The 18,443-nt window shown below is 76.3% G+C and carries 20 protein-coding genes; 11 read left to right on the forward strand and 9 right to left on the reverse strand.

Annotated features, from left to right (window positions below; translation table 11 throughout):
* The gene (locus MTO91_RS18175) at positions 1-804 is read right to left on the reverse strand and encodes a crotonase/enoyl-CoA hydratase family protein (protein WP_476652026.1); all 804 of its coding nucleotides are present in this window, start codon (positions 802-804) and stop codon (positions 1-3) included.
* Positions 805-813: 9 nt separating this feature from the next.
* Positions 814-1,704 carry an alpha/beta fold hydrolase gene (locus MTO91_RS18180; RefSeq protein WP_476652027.1) on the reverse strand — a complete coding sequence of 297 codons (891 nt, stop codon included), beginning with the start codon at positions 1,702-1,704 and terminating at the stop codon, positions 814-816.
* 130 nt (positions 1,705-1,834) lie between these two features.
* On the opposite strand from MTO91_RS18180, the gene MTO91_RS18185 reads away from it, so the two are divergent.
* The 5 genes from MTO91_RS18185 (at position 1,835) to MTO91_RS18205 (ending at position 6,926) form a co-directional block, all read left to right on the forward strand.
* Positions 1,835-2,401 carry a hypothetical protein gene (locus tag MTO91_RS18185; RefSeq protein ID WP_476652029.1) on the forward strand — a complete coding sequence of 189 codons (567 nt, stop codon included), beginning with the start codon at positions 1,835-1,837 and terminating at the stop codon, positions 2,399-2,401.
* Positions 2,402-2,479: 78 nt separating this feature from the next.
* Entirely contained in the window at positions 2,480-4,267 is a 1,788-nt protein-coding gene (locus MTO91_RS18190) for an SDR family oxidoreductase (RefSeq protein WP_476652031.1), read from the forward strand.
* A 20-nt stretch (positions 4,268-4,287) separates the two neighbouring features.
* Positions 4,288-5,202 (forward strand): metal-dependent hydrolase, encoded by a 915-nt coding sequence (locus MTO91_RS18195; RefSeq protein WP_476652032.1) that lies wholly within the window; start codon positions 4,288-4,290, stop codon positions 5,200-5,202.
* On the forward strand, positions 5,199-6,248 hold the full coding sequence (locus MTO91_RS18200) for a PDR/VanB family oxidoreductase (protein ID WP_476652033.1): 1,050 nt from the start codon (positions 5,199-5,201) through the stop codon (positions 6,246-6,248). The genes MTO91_RS18195 and MTO91_RS18200 overlap by 4 nt, the downstream gene beginning before the upstream one ends.
* 27 nt (positions 6,249-6,275) lie before the next feature.
* Positions 6,276-6,926 carry a TetR/AcrR family transcriptional regulator gene (locus MTO91_RS18205; RefSeq protein WP_246352729.1) on the forward strand — a complete coding sequence of 217 codons (651 nt, stop codon included), beginning with the start codon at positions 6,276-6,278 and terminating at the stop codon, positions 6,924-6,926.
* On the opposite strand, the gene MTO91_RS18210 is transcribed toward MTO91_RS18205, so the two are convergent.
* The 5 genes from MTO91_RS18210 to MTO91_RS18230 form a co-directional block, all read right to left on the reverse strand.
* Complete coding sequence (locus MTO91_RS18210) at positions 6,884-8,137, reverse strand: phosphodiester glycosidase family protein (protein ID WP_476652034.1); 1,254 nt, start codon at positions 8,135-8,137, stop codon at positions 6,884-6,886. The genes MTO91_RS18205 and MTO91_RS18210 overlap by 43 nt on opposite strands.
* A 232-nt stretch (positions 8,138-8,369) precedes the next feature.
* Positions 8,370-9,737 (reverse strand): LLM class flavin-dependent oxidoreductase, encoded by a 1,368-nt coding sequence (locus MTO91_RS18215; protein WP_476652036.1) that lies wholly within the window; start codon positions 9,735-9,737, stop codon positions 8,370-8,372.
* Positions 9,734-11,071, reverse strand: coding sequence for an MFS transporter (locus tag MTO91_RS18220; protein ID WP_476652038.1), 1,338 nt, complete (start codon positions 11,069-11,071; stop codon positions 9,734-9,736). The genes MTO91_RS18215 and MTO91_RS18220 overlap by 4 nt, the downstream gene beginning before the upstream one ends.
* 177 nt (positions 11,072-11,248) lie before the next feature.
* Positions 11,249-12,013: a 23S ribosomal RNA methyltransferase Erm gene (erm, locus tag MTO91_RS18225; RefSeq protein ID WP_476654917.1), complete on the reverse strand. Its 765-nt coding sequence runs from the start codon at positions 12,011-12,013 to the stop codon at positions 11,249-11,251.
* A gap of 204 nt (positions 12,014-12,217) precedes the next feature.
* Positions 12,218-13,126: an enoyl-CoA hydratase-related protein gene (locus MTO91_RS18230; RefSeq protein ID WP_251785194.1), complete on the reverse strand. Its 909-nt coding sequence runs from the start codon at positions 13,124-13,126 to the stop codon at positions 12,218-12,220.
* A 144-nt stretch (positions 13,127-13,270) separates the two neighbouring features.
* On the opposite strand from MTO91_RS18230, the gene MTO91_RS18235 reads away from it, so the two are divergent.
* A complete protein-coding gene (locus MTO91_RS18235) occupies positions 13,271-13,957 on the forward strand; it encodes a hypothetical protein (RefSeq protein WP_405416255.1) in 687 nt (228 codons plus the stop codon).
* 11 nt (positions 13,958-13,968) lie between these two features.
* Here the strand turns inward: MTO91_RS18235 and MTO91_RS18240 are convergent, their stop codons facing one another.
* Positions 13,969-14,676 (reverse strand): DUF1990 family protein, encoded by a 708-nt coding sequence (locus MTO91_RS18240; RefSeq protein ID WP_224402004.1) that lies wholly within the window; start codon positions 14,674-14,676, stop codon positions 13,969-13,971.
* Positions 14,677-14,779: 103 nt separating this feature from the next.
* On the opposite strand from MTO91_RS18240, the gene MTO91_RS18245 reads away from it, so the two are divergent.
* From MTO91_RS18245 to hepT, 5 genes are all read left to right on the forward strand, one after another.
* Positions 14,780-15,010, forward strand: a complete 231-nt coding sequence (locus tag MTO91_RS18245) for a hypothetical protein (RefSeq protein WP_062403384.1) — start codon at positions 14,780-14,782, stop codon at positions 15,008-15,010.
* 56 nt (positions 15,011-15,066) lie between these two features.
* Entirely contained in the window at positions 15,067-15,732 is a 666-nt protein-coding gene (locus MTO91_RS18250) for a DUF1990 family protein (RefSeq protein ID WP_251785197.1), read from the forward strand.
* A 34-nt stretch (positions 15,733-15,766) separates the two neighbouring features.
* Positions 15,767-16,189 carry a DUF5313 family protein gene (locus MTO91_RS18255; RefSeq protein WP_062396199.1) on the forward strand — a complete coding sequence of 141 codons (423 nt, stop codon included), beginning with the start codon at positions 15,767-15,769 and terminating at the stop codon, positions 16,187-16,189.
* Positions 16,190-16,283: 94 nt separating this feature from the next.
* The gene (mntA, locus tag MTO91_RS18260) at positions 16,284-16,685 is read left to right on the forward strand and encodes a type VII toxin-antitoxin system MntA family adenylyltransferase antitoxin (protein ID WP_100878195.1); all 402 of its coding nucleotides are present in this window, start codon (positions 16,284-16,286) and stop codon (positions 16,683-16,685) included.
* Positions 16,685-17,071: a type VII toxin-antitoxin system HepT family RNase toxin gene (hepT, locus tag MTO91_RS18265; protein ID WP_405416253.1), complete on the forward strand. Its 387-nt coding sequence runs from the start codon at positions 16,685-16,687 to the stop codon at positions 17,069-17,071. The genes mntA and hepT overlap by 1 nt, the downstream gene beginning before the upstream one ends.
* A 94-nt stretch (positions 17,072-17,165) precedes the next feature.
* Here the strand turns inward: hepT and MTO91_RS18270 are convergent, their stop codons facing one another.
* Positions 17,166-18,308, reverse strand: a complete 1,143-nt coding sequence (locus tag MTO91_RS18270) for a Glu/Leu/Phe/Val family dehydrogenase (protein WP_062403389.1) — start codon at positions 18,306-18,308, stop codon at positions 17,166-17,168.
* Between the last annotated feature and the right edge of the window lie 135 nt (positions 18,309-18,443).

Raw genomic sequence — 18,443 nt, forward strand, 5'->3', positions numbered from 1 at the left:
TCAGCGGCCGCGCCAGACCGGGTCGCGCTTCTCGGCGAACGCGGTGGCGCCCTCGCGGGCGTCCTCGGAGGTCAGGACCGGGCCGACGACCGCGTCGTGGCGCTCCCAGCGGTCGGCGCCCCAGTCCGGGCTCTCCCGCACGATCCGCTTCGATGCGGCGACGCCGAGCGGCCCGTTCACCGCGATCCGCGCGGCCAGCGCCAGCGCGGCCTCCAGCGCGCCGCCGTCCTCGACGACCCGGTTGACCAGCCCGGCGGCCTCGGCGCGCGTCGCGTCGATCGGGTCGCCGGTCAGCAGCATCTCCAGGGCCAGCGCCCGGGGGACCCGGTTCGCCAGCTCCAGCGCGCCGCCCGCGGCGGCGACCAGGGACCGCTTCACCTCCGGCACCCCGAACCGGGCGCCGCGCCCGGCGACGACGAGGTCGCAGGCCAGCATGATCTCGAACCCGCCGGCCAGCGCCCAGCCCTCCACCGCGGCGATCATCGGGGTGACCGGCGGACGCTGGGTGATCCCGCACAGCCCGCGGCCGGGCAGCGACGGGCGCTCGCCCCGCAGGAACGCCTTCAGATCCATCCCGGCGGAGAACACCCCGCCCGCCCCGGTGAGCACGCCGACGAGCAGGTCCGGGTCGGCGTCGAGCTCGTCGACGGCCGCGGCGACGGCGTGCGCCACCTTCTCGTTGAGAGCGTTCTTCGCACGGGGCCGGTTGATCGTGATCAGCAGGACGCCGTCCCGCCGCTCGACGAGCACCTCCTCCTCGGAAGCGGCCGGTCCGGAAGGAGTCAGCTCTGACTGCTCTGTCATGGGGCCACCCTAGATCGCGGGGGCCACCACCGGAACCGAGTGCTCCCAGTCCGCGAGCAGCGTCCGCAGCGCGGTCACCAGGGCCAGCGGCTGGTCGATCATCACGTGGTGCCCGGCCCCGGGGATCTCGACGACCGGTGCCGCCCGGCCCATCCGGTCGACGACCATCTCCCCCATGTCCGCCGGGACCAGGCCGTGCTCGGCCCGGAACAGGGCGATCCGGCAGCCGGGACGCCCGAGGTCGCCGGGGGTCAGCGAGATGCCGGCGAAGATGGCCGGGTCGAACTTCCAGCTCCAGCCGCCGTCGACCGCGCGGATGCTGTGCTCGGCGATGTGGCGGTGCACGTAGGGCAGGTCGCCGGGCTGCTCGGGGATGGTGCGGAACCGCGCGATCAGCGCGTCGCGGTCGGGGTGCACCTTCGCCGGGCCGAACGCCCGCTGCTCACGGGCGGCCCGCTCCTCCGGCGACCGGTCCCGGACCGGGGAGTCGACGGCGACGGCGCCGGCCAGCTCGTCGCCGTAGCGCAGCGCCGCGGTGAGCGTCACGAACCCGCCCATGCTGTGCCCGATGACCGTCGGCCGGGGGCCGAGACCCGACGCGTCGATCACCGCGCGCAGCTCGACGGCCCAGCGGTCCAGGTCGTAGGACGGTGCCCGCCCGGAGTCGCCGTGCCCGGACAGGTCGACCGCCACGACCCGGCGCGTGCCCTCGGTCAGCAGCGGGGCGATGTGGTCCCACCAGTGCAGGTGCGCCGCGCCGCCGTGCACCAGCAGCACGCCGGGCCCGCCCGGGGTGCCCCAGCTGCGGAAGCGGATCTCGACGCCGTCGCTCTCGGTGCGACCGGGCTCCCCCGGCTCGGCGAGTGCGTCGGTGAACCAGGTGGGCGGAGCGGTGGACACGCGGGGACCTCTGTTCGTGGGACGGGGACGACCGCTCGAACCTACGCCCCTCGTCAGTTCTGACCACGCCGGGTAACGAGGTACGGGGGCCGGACGACCTGCGTCACCGAGGGTCCGACGAGGAGGCGCGATGACCGGTGCGGCGACGGGGACGGTGGTGCGGGCCGTACCACGCGACCCCGGGGCGTGGGACCTCACCGACCGGCGCCTGGGGCGCGCGCTGGGGTCGCTCGCGCGCGACGCCGACGCCCCGGCCGGGACCGCGGCGGCGGTGCGCGGCTGGCGCCGGATGGCCGGTCCGCTGCGCGCCGCCCAGCACCGCCCCGGGTACGGCCCGGGGCCGTGCCCGGACCTGTGCCTGGTCCCGGTCGGGGCGGCCGACGTCGCCGCGCTCGGCCTGCTCGCCGCCGCCCTGGGCGCCCGGACGCTGCCCGGCGCCGACGAGGGGCCGCTGCGCCGGGCGGCCGCCGCGGCCGGCACCACGGCCCCGGCGCTCGTGCTGGAGCTCGCCCGGGTGCACGGCGTCCTGGACCTCGACCTGGGCGCCGACGGCGAGCTGCTCTACGCGCTGGCCGGGGTCCGCACCACGGGGACCGCGACCGCAGCCGCGCACGAGGCGGTGGCCGCCCGGGTCGGGACGATGTGGGCGGCCGGTCGGGCGCCGCACCCCACCCGCACCGCCGACGACCGGGGCTGACCCGGCGGCGCAGCCGTCGCCGGGACGGATGACGGGCCGGGGGTGGCGTCTTGTTGACACGTTTTCTACGATGACGGCGTGTCTCACAACGAGGTGGAGTCCGCGAGCCGCACCCGGACGGTGACCACGCAGGACGGCCTGGAGCTGGTCGTGGAGGAACGGGGCGACCCGTCGCACCCGACGGTCGTCGCGGTGCACGGCTACCCCGACGACCGGCACGTGTGGGACCGCGTCGCCGCGGACCTCGCCGCCGACCACCACGTCGTCACCTACGACGTGCGCGGCCACGGGGGCTCGGCCGCGCCCGGCGCCCCGGCCGGCTACGACCTCGAGCTCCTCGCCGCCGACCTGCGCACGGTGACCGACGCCGTCTCCCCCGACGCCCCGGTGCACCTGCTCGCCCACGACTGGGGCTCGATCCAGACCTGGCACGCCGTCACGCGCGAGGACGGCACCCCCTCGGCGATGGACGGCCGGGTCGCGTCGTTCACCTCGATCTCCGGCCCGTGCCTGGACCACGTGGCGCTGTTCCTGCGCCGCCGCGGGCTCCGCGACCTGCGGCCGGTGCTCACCCAGGCGCTGCACTCCTGGTACACCCTGGCGTTCCGGGTGCCGGTGCTGCCCGAGCTGATGATCCGCAGCGGGCTGCTCGGCGCGCTGGTGGCGGGGACCGAGCGGATCCCGCGCCCCTCGGTGCGCGACGCGGTCAACGGCCTGGAGCTCTACCGGCGGAACCTGCCGCGGCGGCTCGGCCGCCCGCAGCCGCGCCGCACCGACGTCCCGGTACAGATCCTGGCTCCGCTCGGCGACGCCTACGTCTCCCCCGCGATGGCGACGAGTGCCGCCGGGTACGCCCCCGACCTGCGGGTCCGCTACCTGCCCGGCGGGCACTGGATCGTCCGCAAGCGCGCGGGCGTGATCGCCCGGTGTGTCCGCGAGCTCGTCGCCGAGCGCAGCGGCGGGACCGCCGCGCCCGCGCTGGCCCGGGCGGGGGCCCGGGGCGCAGCCCTGGTCCGCACCGGGGGGCGGCCGGGCCGGGCGTCGCGCTGGGAGGGCGGGCTCGCCGTCGTCACCGGGGCGGGTAGCGGGATCGGCCGCGAGATCGCCCGCCAGGTCGCCGACCTGGGGGGCCGGGTCGTCGTCGCCGACGTCTCCGAGGCCGGCGCCGCGGAGACCGTCGACCTGGTGACCCGGCAGCACGGGCCCGGACGCGCGGTGGCCGCGGTCGTCGACGTCGCCGACGAGGCCGCCGTCGCCGCCCTCGCCGAGCGGGTCGCGGCCGAGCACGGGGTGCCCGACCTCGTCGTCAACAACGCCGGGATCGCCGTCGCCGGATCGTTCGCCGACACCACGGCGCAGGAGTGGCAGCGGATCGTCGACGTGAACCTGTGGGGCGTCGTGCACGGCTGCCGGCACTTCGGCGCGCTGCTCGCCGCGCACGGCGAGGGCGGCACGATCGTCAACACCGCCTCGGCGGCGGCGTACCTCCCGTCGCGCTCGCTGCCGGCCTACGCCACGACCAAGGCGGCGGTGCTGATGCTGTCGCAGTGCCTGCGCGCCGAGCTGGCGGGCGCCGGGGTGGGGGTCACCGCGCTGTGCCCCGGGTTCGTCGACACCCCGATCACCGGGGCGACCCGCTTCGCCGGTACCGACGACGCCACCCAGGCCGTCCGCCGCCGCGACGCCGCGGCCGCCTACACCCGGCGCGGGTACACCCCGCAGCGCGTCGCCGCCCGGCTGGTCCGCGCCGTCGAGCGGGACCTGCCGATCGCCCCGGTCACCGCCGAGGCGCACGTCGGGCTGCTCGCGTCCCGGCTGTCCCCCGGCCTCGTCCGCGCGCTCGCCCGCGTCGACGGCACCCGCTGAGTACGAGAGGAGCGTCCACGATGACCGCCGACCCGACCGAGGACCGGATCGCACTCCAGGCCCGCGACGTCCGTTTCGACTTCACCGAGCTGCGGACCGACTGGATCCCCGGCGAGCCGTTCGCCTCGCACCTGATCGACGTGCTGCACCTGCTGCTGCCCGAGGGCGAGCGCTGGTTCGTGGACGTCTTCTCCCGCGCGCTGCCGATGGTCCGTGACGAGGCGCTGGCCGAGGACGTCCGCGGGTTCATCGGCCAGGAGGCCGTGCACGCGACCTCGCACCAGGGCGCGCTGGACCACCTCGTCGAGGCGGGCGTCGACGTGACCCGCTTCGTCGAGCAGGTCGAGTGGATCTTCAAGGAGCTGCTCGGCGACCGCGGTCTGACCCGCGACGCGGCCCGGGAGTGGCTGGTGGAGCGGGTCGGGCTGATCGCGGCGATCGAGCACTTCACCGCCGTCCTCGGCTCCTGGATCCTCGACTCCGCCGCGCTGGACGCGGCCGGGGCCGACCCGCACATGCTGGACATGCTGCGCTGGCACGGTGCCGAGGAGGTCGAGCACCGCAACGTCGCGCACGACCTCTACACCCACCTCGACGGCCGCTGGCTGCGCCGGATCCGGGCGATGGCGGTGGCCGGCCCGGCGCTGGCGAAGCTGTGGGTCGACGGCACCCGGCACCTGTGCGCCCGCGACCCGCACCTGCGCGGGACACCGCAGCGCCGGGCCCGGCTGCGCGACTACCTGCGGGACTCCCGGCGCGGGCTGGTGCCCGGGCCGTGGCTGTTCGCCCGCGCCGTCCTGACCTACCTCAGCCCGCGGTTCCACCCGGCCGCGCACGGCGACACCGACGCCGCGGTGGCCTATCTCGCGATCTCCCCCGCCGCCCGCGCCGCCGAGGCGGGTCACGCCGGCCCGGCCGAGGGGTCCGCGGCATGAGTCCCGCGCTGCTGCCCGGCACGGGCTCGACCGCGCCGCCGCCGCACCCGAACCGCGGGGCCACCGCGCTGTCGGTGCTCACCGCCCTGACCCAGACCCTCGCGACGGCCGGTGCCCGGCGCCGCCGCCCGGTCACCCCGGTGGACCGCACGCTGCTCGTCGAGGTGCACGCCGTGCGCCGTCCCTGCCCCGACGTCGCCGAGCTCGACCTCGTCCCGGCGGGCGCCGAGCCGCTTCCGGGCTGGCGGCCCGGCGCGCACGTCGACGTCGAGCTGCCCTCGGGGGTCATGCGCCAGTACTCGCTGTGCGGCGACCCGGACGACCGGTCGGTGTACCGGATCGCGGTACGGCAGGTGCCCGGGGGCACCGGCTCGCACGAGATGCACGCCCTGCGCCCCGGGGTGCGGCTGCGGCTGCACGGCCCGCGCAACGCCTTCCCGCTGGCCACGGCGCCGTCGTACCTGTTCGTCGCCGGCGGCATCGGGATCACCCCGATCGCGCCGATGGTCCGGGCCGCGCACGCCGCCGGGGTGCCGTGGCGGCTGGTGCACACCGGCCGGGACCGGGCGTCGATGCCACTGTCGGACGCACTGGCCGTGCTGGCCCCGGACCGGGTCCTGCGCCGCCCCGACGACGTCGCGGGTGTCCCGTCGGCGGCCGAGCTGCTGTCCGGGACCGACGCCGACGCCGCCGTCTACTGCTGCGGCCCGCCGCCGATGATCGAGTCTCTGCGCCGGGCGCTCCCCGCAGGGCAGCGGTTCCACTCCGAGCGGTTCTCCCCGCCCCCGATCCGCGACGGCCGCCCGTTCACCGTCCGGATCGCCGGTGGCCCGGACGTCGCGGTCCCCGCCGACCGCACCGCGCTGGACGCGGTCCGCGCGCTGCGCCCGGACGTGCCGTACTCGTGCCGGCAGGGGTTCTGCGGGACCTGCCACGTCCGGCTCGTGGAGGGCACCACCGTGGGCGACCCGGCCGGGCCGGGTCTGACCGCGCTGTGTGTCGGGCGGGCCACGGACGGGACGATCGTCGTCGATCTCGGGCGCTGAGGCGTGGGGTCCGTACCCTCGTCGGTGATGACCTCACCCGCACGTCCACCCCGGCGTATGACGCCCGAGGCCCGCCGCGCACAGCTCGTGTCCGCCGCGCTCGACCTCTACGGCGCCCGCTCGCCGGAGGAGGTGGCCGTCGAGGACGTCACCCGGGCCGCGGACGTGTCCCGGGCGCTGTTCTACCGGTACTTCTCCGGGATGGAGGAGCTGCACGTCGCGGCGCTGGGCAGCGTCGCCGAGGAGCTCATCGACCGGGTCGCGCTGCCCACCGACGGTCCGCTGGACGGGCAGCTGGCCGACGCGCTGGACGTGTTCCTCGACGTCGTCGGCCGGCACTCACGGGCCTACATCGCGCTGCTGCGCAGCGGTTCGGTCGTCTCCACCGGGGAGACCGACGCCATGGTCGACGGCGTGCGCGACCACATCGTGGACCTGCTGTGCGTGCGCGGCGGCGTCCCCGACCCGACCCCGCTGCAGCTGATGACCCTGCGCGGCTGGGTCGCGCTGGTCGAGGGCTCGGTGCTGGTGTGGCTGGAGGCGGGCCGGGTGCCCGCCCACGCCGAGCTGCGGGACTGGCTGGTGGAGCAGCTGTTCGCGATGCTCGGGGTCACCGTCGCCCGCGACCCGGACGCTCAGTTCTCCACGACGCCGAGCGCGTTGGGCACCAGCCGGTAGGCGTCCTCGGACGGGCTGTTCACGACCTGGTCGCGGAACACCATCGTCGAGGAGCCGCCGCCGTCGAGGTTGACGCCGTCGACGGCGCCCGCCCGGCGCAACTGCTCGGCGGTCTCGGCCAGGGTGATCCCGACCGAGGTCGACTCGCGGCCGTCGGCGGTGAGCAGGATCAGCCGTCCCTGCGCGGTGAGGCCCGCGGCGCTGCGCGGGTCGCGCGAGCGGGCGTCCAGCCCGGCGACGGGCGTGCCGTCGCGCAGGATCGGTGACGCCCCGACCGCGGTCCGCGGCACGGTCCCCGACGCGGCGGTGAGCGCCTGCCGCACGGTGACCCGGTCGCCGACGGCGAGCCCGCGCAGCGCGGCGGCGCCCTGGTCGCGGCCGGCGAGGACCTGTTCCCCGGCCGGGATCGCTCCCCCGCCGGGCGGGCCGACGGCGGTGACCGCGCCGTCGCGGACCACGACCTCGAACCGGTCCGGTGCGCACGGCGCGTCCCGGTCGGTGTCGCTGCCGCACAGCGTGGCGGCCCGGTCGCCCGCCCAGTCGGAGGTGAACAGCCCGATCCCGCCGACGGGCACGGCGTAGGCGTTGAGGGTGTCGATGCGCAGGCGGCCCTTCGGCCCGGTCGCGGACGCGTCGAGGGTGAGCCGGTCCAGGCGGGGGGTGCCGTCGTCGTCGATGGCGAGGACGTCGCCCTGCCGGGCGCCGGGGACGCCCGGGGCGAGCCGCCGCCCGGGCGGCACGGCGGAGGTGAGTGCCCGGCCGTCGCGGACCGAGGGGCCGGCCGGGGCGTTGCTGCGGGCCAGGTCGAAGAAGTCGCCGTTGATCGCGGCGACGGCGCCGCCGCGCCGGGCGTGCGCGGGCACCGACGACCGCTCCCCGACCGTTGCGCCGGTGAGCAGGGTGGCGCGCAGCTCCGACCGGTTCAGGTCGGCGACGACGATGTCGACGGTCACCGGCCCGGCCGGGGTGTCGACCCGCTCCTCGCGGTGGGTGATCGCGGGGGCCTGCGGGGCCGGGGCGACGGGCGCCGCGGCCGGGCCCGGGGCGGCACCGGGTACGGCGGACCCGGCCCCTGCCGCGGGCGCGGTGGCCGCGACGGGGTGCGCCTGCGGGGCCGGGGCCGCGGACGCCTGCTGGGTGGCCGGTACCAGTACCCCGATCACGACCGCCGCCGCCACCGCCGCGCCCCGGCTGCCCGTCCACCCCACCATGCCCGCACTCCCCCGATCGCCACCCCGGCCGGGACCGAGGTGAACACGGCGGTACGGCGACGGCGCGGGGCGTCACGCGTCGGTGGTGCAGTGCCACCTGGTCGGGGGGCGCGACGTCCCCTGCGGGGTGACCCGGCAGCGCGGAACGCGACCGTCGGCACCATGACCACCGGGAGTGGAGCGGCCGGGTGAGGAAGCTGCTCCCCGCGCTCCGCTCCCGGTGATCACGGCGTCAGAGCGTACGGTGCGCCGACCCGGGGTGGTCCTTCGCGAGCCGGGCGCCGTCGCCGGTGCCGTAGCGCTCGCGCAGGGTGGGGCCGCCCGCGTCGGCGGCGGCGGGCATCCGGCCGCGGCGGCGCAGCTCGGGCACGACGTGGGTGACGACGTCGGCCATCGTCCCCGGGGTGACGGCGTAGGCCAGGTTGAAGCCGTCGAGGTCGGCCTCGTCGGCCCAGCGCTCCAGCTCGTCGGCGACACCCGCCCCCGACCCGACGACGAGCGGCCCGCGCCCGCCGACGGTGATGAACTCCGCGAGCTCCCCCACCGTCCAGTCGCGGTCCGGCCCGGTGAACGACGCCAGCGCCGAGCGGGTCGCGTCGGTCTGCACGTACTCGAGCTTCTGCTCCGGCGACGCCCCGGCCAGGTCGACGCCGGACCAGCCGCCGAACAGCGCCAGCGCCGCGGACGGATCGGTCAGCTCCAGGTACTCGGCCAGCGTCGCGCGGGCGGCCTCGTCGGTCTCCCCGGCGATCGCGGTGAGCATCGCGAAGACCTTCACCGAGCGCGGGTCCCTCCCGGCGCGGGCGGCCTCGGCGCGCACCGCGTCGACCGAGCGGCGGACCACCGCGGGCGACGGGCCGGACACGAACACGGCCTCGGCGTGGGTGCCGGCGAACCGGGCACCGCGCGGCGACGCGCCCGCCTGGAAGATCACCGGGGTGCGCTGCGGGGACGGCTCGGACAGGAACGGGCCGGGCACGTCGAACCAGCGGCCGTGGTGGGCGATGTCGTGCACCCGGTCCGGCTCGGTGAACACGCCGCGGGCACGGTCGCGGACCACGGCGTCGTCGTCCCAGGAGCCCTCCCACAGCTTGTAGCAGACCTCCAGGAACTCCTCGGCGAGCTCGTAGCGCTCGTCGTGCGGGATCTGCCCGGACCGGCCGAGGTTGCGCGCCGCGGAGTCCAGGTAGGACGTGACGACGTTCCAGGCGACCCGGCCACGGGTGAGGTGGTCGAGGGTGGTGAGCCGCCGCGCCAGCGCGTAGGGGTGCTCGTAGGCGACCGAGACGGTCACCCCGAACCCGAGCCGCGAGGTCACCCCCGCCATCGCGGGGACGAGCAGCAGCGGGTCGGCGAGCGGGACCTGCGCGGCGGCGCGGACGGCGGCGTCACGGGAGCCGCCGTAGACGTCGTAGACGCCGAGGACGTCGGCGAGGAACAGCGCGTCGAAGCCGCCGTCCTCCAGCATGCGGGCCAGCGAGGTCCAGTGGTCGAGGTCGGTGTAGCGGTGCCCCTCGTCGGACGGGTGGCGCCACAGCCCGGCGGACTGGTGGCCCACGCAGGCCATGTCGAAGGCGTTGAGCAGGATGCGGCCGGTCATGCCGATACCTTCTCCCGGGTGGTGCGCAGCCCGCCGCGGTGGGTCTCGGGGAGCAGGACGGTGGAGACGACGCAGATCGCGAACAGCACCCCGAAGTACCCCCAGATCAGCCACGGGGTCCCGCCGCCGGCGTAGAGCAGCGCGGTGGCGACCAGCGGCGTCGTGCCGCCGATGACCGACCCGATCTGGTAGCCCAGCGACGCCCCGCTGTAGCGCAGCCGGGTGTCGAACAGCTCGCCGTACCAGGCCGCCTGCGGGCCGTACATCGCGTCGTGGAAGAGGTTGACCAGCACCACCATGCCGACCACGACCAGCACGGTGTTTCCGGTGTCGAGCAGCAGGAAGAAGGCCCCGAGGAACAGCGGCGCCCCGATCGCGCCGGCCAGGTAGACCGGCTTGCGGCCGACCCGGTCGGACAGGACCGCCCACAACGGCGTCGAGAACAGCCCGATCGCCGACGCGATGATCACCGCGGTCAGACCGGCGCCCTCGGCGGCGCCCGAGTCGCCTTGGGCCAGGTAGGTCAGCGCGAACGTCGTCGCCAGGATGTAGACGGAGTTCTGGGCGATCCGGCTGCCGACGGTCAGCAGCACGGTGCGCCAGTCGGTGCGCAGCACCTCCAGCACCGGGCGGCGGGACAGCGTCCCGGCGTCGCGGGCGGCGGTGAACACCGCGGGGTCGGCGAGGGTGAGCCGGATGGCCAGCCCCACCACGACGAGCACGGCGCTGAGCAGGAACGGGATCCGCCAGGCCCCGGCGAGGAACGCCTCCTTGCCCGCGATCGCGAGCACCGCGGTGTAGACGCCCGACGCGAGCAGCATCCCGGCCGAGGAGCCGATCTGCGGGAAGCTGCCGAACAGGCCGCGTCGGCGCTCGGTCTCGGCGTGCTCGACGGCCATGAGCACCGCACCGGCCCACTCCGCGCCCACGGCGAGCCCCTGGGCCAGGCGCAGCACCACGAGCAGCACCGGGGCCAGCAGCCCGACGGTCGGGTAGGTCGGCAGCAGCCCGATGAGCGTCGTCGCGACGCCCATCAGCACCAGCGACCCGACCAGGACGGCGCGGCGGCCGATCCGGTCGCCCAGGTGCCCGGCGACGACGGCGCCGATCGGCCGCGCCCCGAACCCGGCGGCGTAGGTCGCGAACGAGGCGAGCACACCGGTTGCCGGATCGGCGTCGGTGAAGAACAGCGGGGCGAAGACCAGCGCCGCGGCGGTGGCGTAGAGGTAGAAGTCGTACCACTCGATGGTGGTGCCGACGAGGCTCGCGACGGCGGCGCGGCGCGGTGTGGCACCGGACGTCGGGGCGGGATCGGACACGGCGGAGCTGGACACGGGACCTGCCGGTGGGTGAGGCGGAGCGGGGAGTCGGTGCGCGGGGCCGGGGTCAGCGACAGGCGTGCGACGACAGGCGGCCGTGGTCCAGCCACCGCCGGCGGGTCAGCTCCGAGTGCTCCACGCCACCCACCCGAACAGACGACCCCCGCCCGGCGCAACGGAGCGGGACCGGGGTCACCCCCGCCCGGCCACCCGGGCGTGCAGCCGGACCCACTGCCCGGCGTCGAGGTCGCGTGGCAGTGTCCGCGGCCCGAGACCGCACTCGCGCGCCCAGTCCCGGGCGAGGGCGCGGCCGAACCGCCGCCCGACGACGTCGACGACCCCGCGGCCGCGGCCGGTGAACACCGCGTCGACCATCCGGTGGTGGTCCCGGGGCCGGGCGTCGAGCAGCGGCGCGTCGCGGCGGGCGATCTCCAGCACCCCGCCGTCGACGGCCGGGACCGGCCGGAACGCCCGGGCCGGGACACGGTCGTGCAGGGTGAAGGTGAACCACGGCCACCAGCGGGCGGTGAGCGCGCTGGTGCCGCCGACCGCCGCCCGCTTGCGCGCCACCTCCCACTGCACCAGCAGCAGCGCGTGCGCCCAGCGCGGGGCGCCCAGCAGGCGTCGCAGCAGCGGGGTGGTCACCGCGTACGGGACGTTGGACACCACGTCGACGGGCCGGTCCAGGCGGGTGTCGAGCAGGTCGCCGTGGACGACGGTGACGGCGTCGCCGAACCGCCGTCGCAGCCGGGCCACCCGGTGCGGGTCGAGTTCGACTGCGGTCAGCGGCCTGCCGGGCAGCCGCAGCAGCGCGGCGGTCAGCGCGCCGTCGCCGGGGCCCAGCTCCAGCAGCGGCCGGGGCGGGTACCCGGCGACGACGGCGGCCAGCGCGGCCGGGACGGAGGCGTCGACGAGGAAGTTCTGACCGTGCTCGTGACGGCCGAACGGGCGGGGCAGGGGGGATCGCACAGGAGGCTCCCGGGGTGGGAGCCGGGGGCGCGGCGGGGCGCCGCCCGGCAGGGGTACGAGGACCGGCTGCTCGGACGGCGGCGCCAGGAGATCGGCAGGGATCAGGTGTGGCGCCGCCGTCGGGCGACGCGCAGGCGTATCGAGGCCACGGGGCGACGGTAGGGGCGACGGGGTCGCCGGCGCACCCGGATTTCAGTCCGTCAGGTCGGCGGGCGGCGCGGGCCAGTGCGGCAGGACGTGGCCGGGGTAGTCGTCGGAGACGGTGTCGGGGAAGGCGGGCGGGCGCTTCTCCAGGAACGAGGTGACGCCCTCGGCGACGTCGCGGCCCTGCCCGAGGTGCGCGATCGCGGCCGAGTCGGCGCGGTGGGCGTCCCACGGGGTGGGCGCGCCGAGCATCCCCCACAGCAGCTGGCGGGTCAGCGCGACCGACACCGCGGAGGTGTTGTCGGCGATCTCGCGGGCGATCGCGTACGCGGCGCCGAGCAGCTCGTCGTCGGGCAGGACACGGGAGACCAGACGTCCGTCGAGGGCCTCGGCGGCGTCGAACACCCGGCCGGTCGCGGCCCACTCCATGGCCCGGGAGACGCCGACGATGCGCGGCAGGAACCAGCTCGACGCGGCCTCGGGTACGAGCCCGCGGCGGGCGAACACGAACCCGAACCGGGCCGAGGCCCCGGCCAGCCGGATGTCGGCGGGCAGCGTCATCGTCGCCCCGATGCCGACCGCCGGCCCGTTGACGGCGGCGATCACCGGGGTGCGCAGGGCCGCCATCCGCATGGTCACGGTGCCGCCGCCGTCGCGGACGACGCCGCCGATGGTGCCGACGCCCGCCCGGTCGGCGGCGCGCTGCGGGTCGGTGGGGTCGAACGAGGCCCCGCCGCGGCCCAGGTCGGCGCCGGCGCAGAAGCCGCGGCCGCGGCCGGTGAGGACGATCGCGCGGACGGCGTCATCGGCGTCGGCGCGGTCGTAGGCGGCGATCAGCTCGCGGGCCATCGTCGGGGTGAACGCGTTGAGGCGGTCCGGGCGGTCGAGGGTGATCGTGGCGACCCGGTCGTCGACGTCGTAGGAGATCTGGGTGAAGGCGGGAGCGTCGGTGCTCATGATCGGCGAGTCTGCCCCGCCCCGCGCCCGGGCGACAGTGCCCGCGGCGCCCGCAGCCCGCCCGCAAGCGGGCTGCAAGCGGCCGGGCGCACGGTGGTCCCGTCGCGCCGGACCGACCGGACGCGCCCCTCCGGAAGGACCACCGTGACCCTGCAGGACGCCCCCACCGCCACCACCGCCCCGGCCGTCCCCGCCGTCGACCCCGCCCGGCGACGCCTGGTCGTGGGCGGCGGCGTGATGCTGCTCGCCTCCGCCGTGCTGTCGCTCGCCGGTGGCGTCGCCCACCCCGTCGTCGACGGGAACGCCCACTCCGTCGCGTCCCTGCTCGCCCCCGGCTCGCCGTGGGCGCAGCTGTCGATCTACGCCGGCGCGCTCGCGCTGATGATGGGCCTGCCCGCGGCCTGGGGCTGGTTCGCCCCGCGGGCCGGTGTGCTCGGCACGCTCGGGTTCGGTCTGTACTTCCTGGGCAACGCGCTGAGCGCGCAGGGCCACCTCGTCGTCGAGGGGCTGGTGGCGCCCGCGATCGCCCGTGCCGCCCCGGAGCTGGTCCCCGACGACGGCAGCATCCTCGCCGCCCCCGGTTTCGCGCTGCTGCAGATGGTCGGCGGGCTGGTCTTCCTGGCCGGGCTGGCGCTGACGGGTGTGGCGCTGCTGCGCACCGCCGGGGTGCCGCGCTGGATCGGCGCAGCCGCGCTGGCCGGGGCGCTGCTGCTGTTCGTGCCGCTGCCGGAGGCCCCGGTGCTCAGCGGGCTGCACGTGGAGCTGCTGCGCGGGATCGCCGTCGCCGGGCTCGGGGTCGTCATGATCCGTGAGGTGCGGGCCGCCCGGTGAGGCCCGCCGCGTCATCCGGCGGTCGCGAACCGCCGGGTGCGCACCGTCACGCCGCCGTCCGGGCGGCCGCCCGCGATGGCGGCCGCCCGGATGCAGGCGTGCGTCCACATGTTGAACTGCACCTCCTTGGCCACCCGCAGGGTGTTGTAGAGCACGTGCGACAGCCGGTCCCCGGGCCGCGCCCAGGACTCGATGTCGAAGCGCAGCATCTCCGGGTGGTCCGGGTCGCGACGGGTGCGGAACTCGATCCGGCCGGCCTCCAGGTGCCCGTCGAGGGTGACGAAGGAGAACGCGCTCGGCCCGGCGGCGGCCACCCGCACCGGGCCGTCCCACGGGCCGGGCATGCGGATCAGGAACTCGTCGCCGACCGCCATCCCGCCGGGCTCACCACGGGTGCGGCGGAACACCGCGAACTCCGGTGACCAGCGGTCGGGGTCCGCGGCGAGGCGCGTCATGAGCTCCTCGGGGCTCAGCCGGGACCCGCGGATGCGCACGCTGTAGCGCCGGTGCAGCAGGGTCCCGACCCCGTCCGACGGGCGCTGGACGTCGTCGCCCTCGGCGCCCTGCGGCGAGGCGGGTGGCAGGTCCCCCAGGTCCCCGACGACGTCGCTGCGGTGGATCGGTGTGGTGCGCCAGAAGTAGCGCCACGACACCAGCGCCAGGCCCACCGGCCAGCGCAGCACCGCCGACACCCGCCGGGACCGCCGGTCCCCCGTCACCGGGGTGGACCGATCTCTCGTCGTGGCCGTCCTGGAAGTCCGCACGGCGTGGACGTACCCCCTCTGCGGGATTACATCCGCCGGGAGCGGGGAAGGAACCGCCATGACGGTCGGACGTGTCCTGCACCGGGTCGGGTTGCGCGGTGCCCAGCTCCAGTGGTTCTCTCTCGGCTCGGTGGGCTTCTCCATCGCGCTGTGGCTGCGCGCGAAGACCGTGGACCAGGACGAGCGCGGCAACGCCGAACGCCGCGCCGTCTTCGTCGGCCTGTGGCCGTCGATGTTCTGGCTGATCGGCGACTCGATGCGGCGCGAGGAGAAGGGCCGTCGGTCCTGAAGCGCCCCGCCCCCGGGGACCGTCGCGCCGACCTGGACGGGCTCGCCGCACGCGGCGTGAACTTCGACGACGCCGAGACCCCCACCGACACCCGTGACCCGCGCTGGCACGTCGACCACGGCCGGGCCCTGGTCGGCACCGAGCCGCCCGGCGACCCGGTCCCCGACGGCCCCTGGGAACGTGCCTGCGCGGTGCTGCGCGACTACCAGTTCACCGCCCCGAACCGGCTGCGCGGCGTGTTCCGCCCGTCCGACCCGCTGCTGGGGCGGGACATGCTGCTGGAGGGCCGGTTCGGGCCGATGCGCTTCCACCTCGGCGTCCGCGTGACCGGTCTCGTCGACGAGACCGTCGACGGCCGGCGCGTCTGGGGCTGGACCTACGAGACGCTGCACGGGCACCTGGAGGAGGGCCGGCTCACCTACGAGGTGGTCAAGGACCTCGCGACCGGCGACGTCGAGTTCGTCATCCGCGCGTTCTCCCGGCCCGCGCACATCCCGAACCCCCTGTTCCGGCTCGGCTTCGGGTTGTTCGGCCGCGCGGTGCAGCTGGAGTTCTACCATCGGGCCGGGCAGCGGGTCCGCGAGCTCGTGGCCGACGCGGCGGCGGGCAGGCCGCTGCCGCAGCCGCTGCCGGGTGCCGACGGCGTGACCGTCGCCCCGCAGAACGGCGGGCGGCACTGGACGGACCCGTTCGCCGTGCTCGTCCGGCATCCGGGTGTCTGACCCGGGTGCGCGATCCGATGAGGGGGAACGTCCGATGGACGACCGGATCCGCCGTCCGAACCCGTTCCGCTGGGTGGCCTACGCCTTCGGTGCCCGGCTGCCGGTCCGGAACCGGCGCTGGGTGCTGCACGACGTCACGACCCGCACCTGGGTGCTGCGCCACCTCCTCCGCACGACGGTCCAGCTGATCCCGCTGCTGGTCCTGCTGTTCCTGGTGGTGCCCGGACCGGCGTGGGTGCGGCTGGGCGCCATCGCCTCCGGCGCGGTGATCGGCTACTTCTACTCGATGGTCTACGTGGTCGAGGCGTGCGAGACCCGGGTGATGAAGGCCGGCTACCCGGTGGGGGCGGCCGCGTCGACCCGGGAGGCGCGACGCGCCGAGCAGCACGTCGACGCCCGGCTGCGCCACGACCGGGAGTTCGGGGCGGACCGCGACCGGGACGACCGCCGGGGCTGAGCACCCCCGCCGCGGCGCGCCCCGGCCGCGGTCCCGCCGCGCCGTCGGGCCGGGCCGGGTCGATGCCCACGTCGGGGCGCGGGGGTGTGCCACGATGACCGTCGTGGATCCCGATCTCGGCCCGGTGTTCACCGCGCACGACGTCGCGGTGGCCTACCTGTTCGGGTCGCGCGCCACCGGGACCGCGCGGCCGGACAGCGACCACGACGTGGCGGTGCTGTTCGCCGGTGAGCCCGCTCCCGTCGCCACCGAGCTGCTCGCCGCCGACCTGGCCGCCCGGCTCGGGACCGGGGTGGACGTCGTCGACCTCGGGCGGGCGGGCCTCGAGCTGCGCGGCCGGGTCGCGGAGTCCGGCCGGCTGTTGTTCAGCGCCGACGAGGTCGCACGGGTCCGGTTCGAGGTGGACGCCCGGATGCGCTGGATCGAGTTCCGCCCCGTCCTGGAGGAGACGACCCGTTCCTTCCTCGCCCGTGTCGCGAGGGAAGGGCTGCGCTGATGGTCGACGCCGACCGCGTGCGCCGGTTGCTGGTGATGCTGGAGCACTACCGGGACCTGCTCGCCGAGGACGCCCCCGACCCGTTCCGCCGTCGTCACCTGGTGCAGACGGCCGCGCAGATCTGCATCGACCTGGCCAACCACGTCATCGCCGCCGACGGCCACCGGACCCCGCGGGACTACGGCGACGCCTTCCGCGTGCTCGCCGAGGTGGGGGTGCTCGACGACGGGCTCGCCGGCCGGATGGTGGCGCTCGCCGGGGCGCGCAACCTCATCGTGCACCTCTACGCCGAGGTCGACGACGACCTGCTCGCCCGCAGCATCCGGGACGGCGGTCTCGACGATCTGGGCGCCTTCGCCGCCCGCATCGCCGCCCTCGCCGGCTGACGGGCCCCCGGGTACGCCGCGGCGCCCCGTCCCGGCGCGCGGCCCCGGTGCACGGGTGCCGCGCGGCGTCACGGGGCGCCGCGGGTGGAGCGGGTCAGGGGATGACGACCGGCCCGGTGGTCGGGGCGGGGTCGTCGGCCCAGCGGTGCCCGGTCTCGCGCGGGGTGACGCCGTCCTCGGTCCACGCGGCCAGCAGCTGCGCGACCTTGGCGTGCATCACGGTGCGCAGCCGGTCGAAGGAGTTCTGCGGGTCGTCGTCGACCTCACCGAGCAGCAGCCACCAGGCCCAGGCGACCGCACCGGCGTTGGCGACGAAGTCCGGCAGCACCGGCACGCCGCGGGCGGCGAGCATGGCCTCGGCCTCCGGGGTGGTCGCGGCGTTCGCGGCCTCGACGACCACGCGGGCGCGGACGTCGTAGGAGTTGTCCGGGGTGATCGCGTAGGAGATCGCGGCCGGCACCAGGATGTCGACCTCGGCGGAGAGGATCGCGGTGCGCGGGAGCTGCTCGACACCGGCGGGCAGCCGGGTGCGGTCGATCTCGCCGAAGCCGTCGCGCAGGTCCAGCAGCGCGGGCACGTCGAGCCCGTCGGCACAGTGCAGGGTGCCCGCGGCGTCGGCCAGCGTGGTGACCTTCATCCCGGCCTCGTACAGGTAGTAGGCGGCCGCACCGCCCATCGTGCCGACGCCCTGGATCGCGACCGTGGTGTCGGCCGGGATCTGGCCCCAGGACACCGCGGAGGCCAGGCAGGCGTGCGCGACGCCGTAGCCGCCGATCACGTCGCCCAGCTCGAACCCGCCGTCGACCTCGGCGGTCAGCCCGGTGCGCACCCGCTCCAGGGTGGCGGCCGGGTCGGCGGCACGGCTGATCGCGGCGTGGTAGCTCTGGCCGAGGCCGATCTTCTCGAAGACCTCGTCGATCAGGTGCTGCGGGACGCCGAGGTCCTCCGCGGTCACCCAGTGCGCGTCGATCCAGGGGCGCATGGCCTCGCAGAACCGCTCGAGCACCTCGACGGCGCGCGGGTCCTTCGGGTCGAAGTCGATGCCGCCCTTGGCCCCGCCGATCGGCAGGTCGAAGGTGGCGGTCTTGTTGGCCATGCCGCGTGCGAGGTCCTCGACCTCGGACAACGTGCAGCCGGCCCGCATCCGGGTGCCGCCGGTGGCGAGGCCCGCCCGCAGGGTGTGCACGACCAGGTAGCCGACGGCGCCGGTCACGGCGTCGTTCCACTGCAGGCGCATGTACGGCTCGGGGCGGCGGACGACCGGAGCGACGGTGGGCGCCGGGGCGCCGGCGACGTACGGGGCGGCCGTGGCCGCCGTCTGCGGGGTGCTCCCGGCCGGGTTCTGCATCGTCGTCATGGCGACCCACCTCCT

This window comes from Pseudonocardia sp. 2-7 (assembly GCF_056341085.1).

What these genes read in the sequence shown, in the direction of transcription:
- hepT (WP_405416253.1), top strand. Translation starts at nt 16,685, where the DNA reads ATGGTCGACGCCGACCGCGTGCGCCGGTTGCTGGTGATGCTGGAGCAC.
- MTO91_RS18210 (WP_476652034.1), bottom strand. Translation starts at nt 8,137, where the DNA reads ATGGTGGGGTGGACGGGCAGCCGGGGCGCGGCGGTGGCGGCGGCGGTC.
- MTO91_RS18200 (WP_476652033.1), top strand. Translation starts at nt 5,199, where the DNA reads ATGAGTCCCGCGCTGCTGCCCGGCACGGGCTCGACCGCGCCGCCGCCG.
- MTO91_RS18245 (WP_062403384.1), top strand. Translation starts at nt 14,780, where the DNA reads ATGACGGTCGGACGTGTCCTGCACCGGGTCGGGTTGCGCGGTGCCCAG.
- MTO91_RS18215 (WP_476652036.1), bottom strand. Translation starts at nt 9,737, where the DNA reads ATGACCGGCCGCATCCTGCTCAACGCCTTCGACATGGCCTGCGTGGGC.
- MTO91_RS18230 (WP_251785194.1), bottom strand. Translation starts at nt 13,126, where the DNA reads ATGAGCACCGACGCTCCCGCCTTCACCCAGATCTCCTACGACGTCGAC.
- MTO91_RS18195 (WP_476652032.1), top strand. Translation starts at nt 4,288, where the DNA reads ATGACCGCCGACCCGACCGAGGACCGGATCGCACTCCAGGCCCGCGAC.
- MTO91_RS18175 (WP_476652026.1), bottom strand. Translation starts at nt 804, where the DNA reads ATGACAGAGCAGTCAGAGCTGACTCCTTCCGGACCGGCCGCTTCCGAG.
- MTO91_RS18185 (WP_476652029.1), top strand. Translation starts at nt 1,835, where the DNA reads ATGACCGGTGCGGCGACGGGGACGGTGGTGCGGGCCGTACCACGCGAC.
- MTO91_RS18270 (WP_062403389.1), bottom strand. Translation starts at nt 18,308, where the DNA reads ATGCGCCTGCAGTGGAACGACGCCGTGACCGGCGCCGTCGGCTACCTG.
- mntA (WP_100878195.1), top strand. Translation starts at nt 16,284, where the DNA reads ATGACCGTCGTGGATCCCGATCTCGGCCCGGTGTTCACCGCGCACGAC.
- MTO91_RS18205 (WP_246352729.1), top strand. Translation starts at nt 6,276, where the DNA reads ATGACCTCACCCGCACGTCCACCCCGGCGTATGACGCCCGAGGCCCGC.
- MTO91_RS18255 (WP_062396199.1), top strand. Translation starts at nt 15,767, where the DNA reads ATGGACGACCGGATCCGCCGTCCGAACCCGTTCCGCTGGGTGGCCTAC.